Source organism: Corynebacterium gottingense, from assembly GCF_003693265.1.
In the GTDB taxonomy this organism is placed as follows: Bacteria; Actinomycetota; Actinomycetes; order Mycobacteriales; family Mycobacteriaceae; genus Corynebacterium; species Corynebacterium gottingense.
This window is the reverse complement of sequence record NZ_RDRE01000038.1, coordinates 1-6,799: the sequence shown is the minus strand read 5'-3', so window position 1 is coordinate 6,799 and position 6,799 is coordinate 1. Positions and strand designations below refer to the sequence as shown.

At 67.8% G+C, this 6,799-nt stretch carries 4 protein-coding genes; 3 read left to right on the top strand and 1 reads right to left on the bottom strand.

Annotated elements, in window-relative coordinates:
- The first annotated feature begins 1 nt into the window (after window position 1).
- The 3 genes from EAW56_RS10700 to manA are packed head-to-tail and all read left to right on the top strand — an operon-like array spanning window position 2 to window position 3,684.
- On the top strand, window positions 2–1,372 hold the full coding sequence (locus EAW56_RS10700) for a phosphomannomutase/phosphoglucomutase (protein ID WP_122086508.1): 1,371 nt from the start codon (window positions 2–4) through the stop codon (window positions 1,370–1,372).
- A 35-nt stretch (window positions 1,373–1,407) separates the two neighbouring features.
- Entirely contained in the window at window positions 1,408–2,415 is a 1,008-nt protein-coding gene (locus tag EAW56_RS10695) for a hypothetical protein (RefSeq protein ID WP_122086506.1), read from the top strand.
- A 39-nt stretch (window positions 2,416–2,454) separates the two neighbouring features.
- A complete protein-coding gene (gene manA, locus EAW56_RS10690) occupies window positions 2,455–3,684 on the top strand; it encodes a mannose-6-phosphate isomerase, class I (RefSeq protein WP_122086504.1) in 1,230 nt (409 codons plus the stop codon).
- A 78-nt stretch (window positions 3,685–3,762) separates the two neighbouring features.
- Here manA and EAW56_RS10685 read toward each other — a convergent pair.
- Window positions 3,763–6,799, bottom strand: a 3,037-nt coding sequence (locus tag EAW56_RS10685; protein WP_244213410.1) for a Rib/alpha-like domain-containing protein, incomplete at its 5' end; no start/stop codon positions are given.

Genomic DNA, 6,799 nt, shown 5'->3' with positions numbered 1-6,799 from the left:
CATGGCAATTGCACACACTGAAGCAACGTTAAAGAACGTCATCAAGGCGTACGACGTGCGCGGCGTGGTCGGCGAGACCATCGACGCCGACTTTGTCCGCACCGTCGGCGCGGCGTTCGCCCACATCCTGCGCGGCGAGGGCGAGACCCGCATCGCCGTGGGCTACGACATGCGTCCCTCCTCGCCGGAGCTCGCCGGCGCCTTCGCGGAGGGCGCGACCTCCCAGGGGCTCGACGTGATTGCGCTGGGCCTGACCAGCACCGACGAGCTCTACTTCGCCGCCGGCACGCTCAAGTGCGCCGGCGCGATGTTCACCGCCTCGCACAACCCGGCCAAGTACAACGGCATCAAGCTGTGCCGCGCCGGCGCCACCCCGGTGTCCACCGACACCGGACTGGGCGAGATCGGGCGGATGGTGCTCGAGGGCGTGCCCGCCGCTGACGTGGCCGCGGGTACCGTGACTGAGAAGGACATCCTGGCCGACTACGCGACGTTCCTGCGCGACCTGGTGCCGGTGCCGGAGGACCGCACTCTCGTCGTGGCCGTCGACGCCGCCAACGGTATGGCGGGGCTGACCGTGCCCGCCGTGCTGGATGACATGGACGTGCGCCCGTTCTACTTCGAGCTCGACGGCACGTTCCCCAACCACGAGGCGAACCCGCTGGACCCGAAGAACCTGGTGGACCTGCAGAGGTTCACGGTGGAGCAGGGCGCGGACATCGGCCTGGCCTTCGACGGCGACGCGGACCGTTGCTTTGTGGTGGACGAGCGTGGGGAGCCGGTGAGCGCGTCGTCGATTAGCGCTTTGATCGCGCACCGCACGCTGGCGCAGCACCCGGGCGCGACGATCATCCACAACCTGATCACCTCGCAGGCGGTGCCGGAAATCATCGCTGAGCAGGGCGGCGAGGCCGTGCGCACGCGCGTCGGGCACTCCTACATCAAGGCGGAGATGGCGCGCACCGGAGCGCGCTTCGGCGGCGAGCACTCCGCGCACTACTACTTCGCCGACTTCTTCAACGCCGACTCCGGCCTGGTCGCCGCGCTGCACGTGCTCGCCGCGCTGGCCGAGCAGGACGCGCCGCTCAGCGAGCTGATGGCCGAGTACAACCGCTACGCCGCCTCCGGCGAGATCAACTCCGAGGTGGCCGACCAGGACGCGACCACCCAGCGCGTCCTCGACGCCTTTGCCGATCGCACCGAGAAGCTCGACCGCCTCGACGGCGTCACCGTGTGGCTCAAGGACACGAAGGCGTGGTTTAACGTGCGCGCGTCCAACACCGAGCCGCTGCTGCGCCTGAACGTTGAGGCGGAGACGGAGCAGGAAGTCCAGGAATTGGTCGAGGAGATCCTGGGAATCATCCGCGCCTAGGCCCGCGCGCGCCGGCGCTGCGTAAGATCGCGGTCATGAGCGACTACTACGAGGGCACCGGCGATTACGACCGCGAGACCGTCCGCTTCTTCGACATCGCCCACGAGGGGGCACAGGTCAGGGCTATTATCGACGCTTTGCCGTCCCTCGCCAACCTCCGCGGGTTGCAACCCCGTAGCGTGATCGTGGTGGCGACCGACCAGGTCGCGCGCGCCGCCGCACGCGCCGTGGCCCAGGTGCGCGCACCGCTCCCGCTGCCGGTGGTGGTGACGGAGACGCTGCCCGGCTACGTCGGCGCGCTCGACGTCGTGGTCATGGTGGGGGACGCCGCGGCGCGCGAGCGCGACGTGCGCGCCCTGCTCACGGCGGCGCAGCGCGGCGCGGAAACGGTGCTGGCGGGGCCCGCCCGCGGCCCGATCGTTGACGAGGCGCCCGACTCCACCGTCGTCGTCCCGGCCCTGCCCACCACGATGGGCCCGTCGCCGGCGCGCACGATCGCGGTGCTGTCGGCGGTGCTCGACGCGCTCGACCCCCGCGCGGCGGCGGAGGCGCTGGCAGAGCGGTTCCGCATGCTCGCGGACGAGCTGGACGCCGAGCTGACCGCCGTGTCCCCGGAACGCGCCGAGGACGTCAACGCCGCCCGCCAGCTGCGCGCCTTTGCCCGCGACGCGCGCGTCGTGCACTCCGGCACCACCCGCCACGGCCTCGCGCTTGCGGAGCTCGTGGCCACCCTGTGGTCCTGCCGCGGCCTGGCGAGCGGCTTCGTCGACGCCGACGAGCTCCCGCAGGCCCTCGAGCTCGCCCGCGGCGGCGCACCCGCCCCGGCCGATGACATCTTCCACGATCCATTCCTTGACAGCCCGGTGGAGCTGGTACCCTTAAAGGTCGTTCTTTGGGCGCAACCGGACGCGCACGCCCCGGTCGCGCCCAACACCCGCGCTGAGATGGTCGCGTCGCAGCACCTGGGCGAGTCCGTCACGGTGCTGCGGCTACTGGCGCGCGCGTACGCCGTGACTGCGCTCGACGACCCCAGCGACGGGTAGCCCACACTCATCACCGAAGGAAACGAGGCACAAACACCGATGGAGCTCCTCGAACCTGCCCTGCGCGCCTACCCGTGGGGCTCGCGCACCATGCTCGCTGACCTGCGCGGCACCGCGTCGCCCGCCCCCAGCCCGGAGGCGGAGCTGTGGTTCGGTGCGCACCCGGCTGCGCCGTCGACAATCGGCTCCCGCGGCCTGGACGCGATCATCGCGGACGATCCCCGCGCGGCGCTTGGGCAGCGCGTGGCCGACAAGTTCGACGAACACCTGCCGTTCCTGCTCAAGCTGCTGGCGGCGGGCGCGCCGCTGTCGCTGCAAGCGCACCCGTCGAAAGCGCAGGCCGTCGAGGGGTTCCGCAGCGAGGAGGCGGCGGGCATTGACCTGCACGACCCGCGCCGCAACTACAAGGACCCGAACCACAAGCCCGAGCTGATCGTCGCGCTGACGCAGTTCAAGGCGCTCGCCGGGTTCCGCCCGTACGCGCGCACCGCCCGCCTGCTCGACGCGCTGGGCTCGCCGCTGCTCAGCCGCTACACCAGCATGGTCGACCCCAGCGAGGAAGAGGCGAGCCTGCGCGCGCTGTTCACCACCCTCATCTCGCTGCCGCGCAAGGCGAGCAATTTGCTTATCGACGAAACCGTCAACCGCGCCCGCACCCTCCTGGAAAATCCCGACGAGGCCGGGGGCGCCGGCGTGGAGCCGTGGATGGTCGAGGTACTCACCATGTTCCTCGAGCTTGCGGCGGCCTACCCGGGCGACATCGGCGCCCTCGCGGCGCTGCTGCTGAACCACTTCACCCTCGAACCGGGCGAGGCGCTGTACCTGGACGCCGGCCAGCTGCACGCCTACCAGTCGGGTCTGGGTGTGGAGATTATGGCGAACTCGGACAACGTGCTCCGCGGCGGGCTCACGTCGAAACACGTGGACGTGCCGGAGCTGGTGCGCGTGCTCAAGTTCGAGGCGCTAGAGTCCCCGCGGGCGAAGACCCGCGCGGTGGATGGCGGCGCATCGGGGGAGGAGTTCGTCCTGCCAATGGAAGACTTCCGGCTGAGCCGTTACGCCCTGGGTGAGGGCGCGGAGCTGGCGGTGGAGTCGGATGGGCCGGCGATCGTGCTGTGCACGAGCGGCGAGGCCGCGGGATGCGGCGCGGCAGGGGACGAGCTCACCCTGCGCCCGGGCCAAGCGGCGTGGGTCCCGGCGAGCGACGCGCGCGTAGTGTTCACGGCGGAGGGCGCTGACGGCGCAGAGCTGTTCCTCGCCAGCGTGTAGCGTCTGCTGCAGTAACGAAGAACGCCGGCCCCGCATCCTCTGGAGTGAGGAGCGGGGCCGGCGTTGCCGTTGGGTGAGCTAGTTGGAGCTGGTCGGGCCGCCCGGCTTGCAGCTATCAACGATCAGGGCGGTGACGCCGATGCCTGCGGCGAAGAGCAGCAGGCCGCCGCCGATCGTGGCCACGTTCGTGCCGTACTGGCGGAGCTGGCCGTTAATGTCAGAGACCTGCTTGGCGATCTGCGGATTCATAATGCCCAGGCCGTTTTGGATCTGGGAGTTCACCTGCTCGATCTGCACGGCAACCTGCTCGCGGAAGCCGGCCAGGCCCGGGATGGCTGCCTGGGTGGCGATGGCGAGCGGGACGATCGCCAGCAGCGGGAGCCCGAAGCCGATCGCGGCTGCGGAGCACTTGCCCTGGTCAATGTTGGAGCTCAGGGACGTGTCCTTGCCAGGCTCGCCGACCTCGGTGTGGGTGTTGCTGTTCACCTTCGCGTTGACGATGATGACGATCCTCTGGATCTCAGCGCCCTGCTCGTCCTTCACGGTCGCAATGATCTCGTCGCCCGGGATGGCCTGCTCCTCGACTGCGACAACCAGGTTGCCGCGGTCGTCGATGACGGCGTCGCCGGGGCCGGCGACGTCGACAATCGCGCCCTTCGGAATCTTGCCGCCCTTGTTCGGGATGGTGAGCTTGCCGCCCGGCTCGGCGCTGCCTTCGCCCTCGGTGGCATCCCAATGGGGTTCGAAGTAGTTGCGCTCGAACGGGTTGGTGCCGGTGTCGACTTCCTGCTTGTTGGTGCGGCCGTCGTCGTCGAAGTCAGCGTCCGGGTCGAGGATGGACTTGTCGTTGGCGTCGGTGAGCTTGAAGCGGGCGTTGGCGAAGTCGTTGGAGCCGTCGGTGAACGTGAAGTTCACGCCCACGGTCGGTGCGACGACCGGCGCGAGGGCCTCGGCGAGCTTGTCCCAGTCCTTCTGGACTGCCTTGTCCAGCGCGGAGAACTGTGCCGCCAGCTGCGCCGCGGATGGTGCCTGGGCGGTGACGGTGCCGTCCTCGTTGCCCTCGAACTTCCAGTCGGTGGCGTCGGCGGGCACCTGGACGGTGATCTCGGTGTCATCCGGGATACCGAACGGGCCGAACGGGCGGTTCGTGTCCTTGGTCTCGCCCGGGATCAGCACGTACGGGTCGCTGCCGAAGGAGGCGTTGGTCTTGTCGCCCTGCAGGCGCTCGTCCTCCTTGACGGAGACCTGGACGATGTCGATCTGGTTGCCGTCCGAGTCCGTCATCGTTGCCACGATCTTGTCGCCCGGCTTGGCGTCCTCGTTGGCGGTGATGACCAGGTCACCGTCCTTGTTGATCTCGGCGGTGCCCGGGCCGTCGACCTTCACGGTGGTGCCCACCTGGACGCGGCCGCCGTTGTTGGGAACGGTGACGTCCTCGCCGGGGTAGACGGTGTTGGCGTTGGAGGTGTTCCAGTCTGCCGGCGGTACGGGAACGCTTTCCTCGTCGAACGGGTTGGAGCGCTTCTCTACCTCGTCGCGGTTGGTGTGACCGTCGCCGTCGGCGTCAGCCTCGGGGTCGAGGAGGGAGTGGCCGTCGGCGTCGACAAGCTCGAATGCTGCGGTCGCAGCGTCGAAGGAGCCGTCGGCATAGTCGATGTCTACCTCGACGGAGGTAGTGACCATCGGCTTGAGCACCGCTGCGAGGGTGTCCCAGTCGAGGTGCGTGTACTTGGTCACGCGGGCGAACTCCTGCGCCAGATCCCTGGCGGATGGTGCCTGAGCGGTGACGACGCCCGTCTCGTTGGCTTTGTCCTCGTCGAAGGTCCAGTCGGTGGCGTCCGAGCGGAACTTGGCCTCGTACTTCGTGCCCTCCGGCGCCGCCTCGTCGCCGAATGGGTTCTCGGCGCTCTTGGACTCACCCGCGGTGAGCTGCACGGTGTCGCCGTAGTTGGGGTCGAATTGCTTGTTGGTCAGCGGCTTCGGATTGACGATGATGGTCGAGCCGACGCGGTCCTGGGAGCCGTCCGGGTAGGTGACCACGACCTGCGGGTTGTACGCGCCCGGGGTGGAGGTGTCCACGTCGCCGTCGAGCTCGACCTCAATGTCCTGCGGCAGCTCGTGAAGGTTCTCGATGACGTCGCGAGCCTCGAGCTTATCGCCGGCGGTGATGACCTTTTCGCGGACCTGCGGCTGGAAGTCCCAGTTGTCCGGGCGCGGCTTGATGGTGATCTTGGTGTCGATCTCCTCGGTAGAGCCGTCCGGGTAGGTGACCACGATGGTGACATCCTTGTCGATGTCATTCGGAGTCGGGTTCTCTGTGCTCAGCGAGCCCTCGCCCTTGTCCTTGAAGTCCGCGGAGGTGCCGCTGGGCAGGGAGCCGATGTTCTCAATGATCTTCTCGGCATGTTCCTGGCGCAGCTTGGAGCCAGCGATGATTTCGAAGTTCTCGTCGACTGTCGGCTCGTTCTTTTCCGCGTCCGTGCGGCGCTCGACGGTGAGGTCGGTAGTGACCTCTTCGCTGGTGCCGTCGGGGTAGGTGACTTCGACGGTCACCTTCTTGGTGCCCACGGAAGAGGTGTCGACCTTGCCCTTGAAGTTCGCAGTGATGCCCTTCGGTAGTTCATCCTTGTTGGAGATTGCCGCGAGCGGGTCGGCGGTTTCGCCTTCCTTGATGGTGATACCGGTTGGAGCCGGGGTGTACTTCTCGGCGTCGGTGAGGTCGTTGACGTGGACGTCGACCTTTACCTCGTCCGTGCTTCCGTCGGTGTAGGAAACGACGATGGTGGCGGTGGTATCGCCGGGCTTTGAGGTATCGACCGCGTTCTTGAAGGTGACGTCTTTGACCGGGAGCTTGTCCAGGTTGGTGATGGCCTTCTTTGCGGCGTCGTTGGTCACCTTCGCGCCGACCTTGGTAGCGATACCGTCGCCGACGATCGGGTCGTTGACCTCTGCGTCTGTGCGGCGCTTGATGGTGAGGTCGGTCTGGATCTCTTCGCTGGTGCCGTCGGGGTAGGTGACTTCGACGGTCACCTTCTTGGTGCCCACGGAAGAGGTGTCGACCTTGCCCTTGAAGTTCGCAGTGATGCCCTTCGGTAGTTCATCCTTGTTGGAGATT

What these genes read in the sequence shown, in the direction of transcription:
- EAW56_RS10700 (WP_122086508.1), top strand. Translation starts at nt 2, where the DNA reads ATGGCAATTGCACACACTGAAGCAACGTTAAAGAACGTCATCAAGGCG.
- EAW56_RS10695 (WP_122086506.1), top strand. Translation starts at nt 1,408, where the DNA reads ATGAGCGACTACTACGAGGGCACCGGCGATTACGACCGCGAGACCGTC.
- manA (WP_122086504.1), top strand. Translation starts at nt 2,455, where the DNA reads ATGGAGCTCCTCGAACCTGCCCTGCGCGCCTACCCGTGGGGCTCGCGC.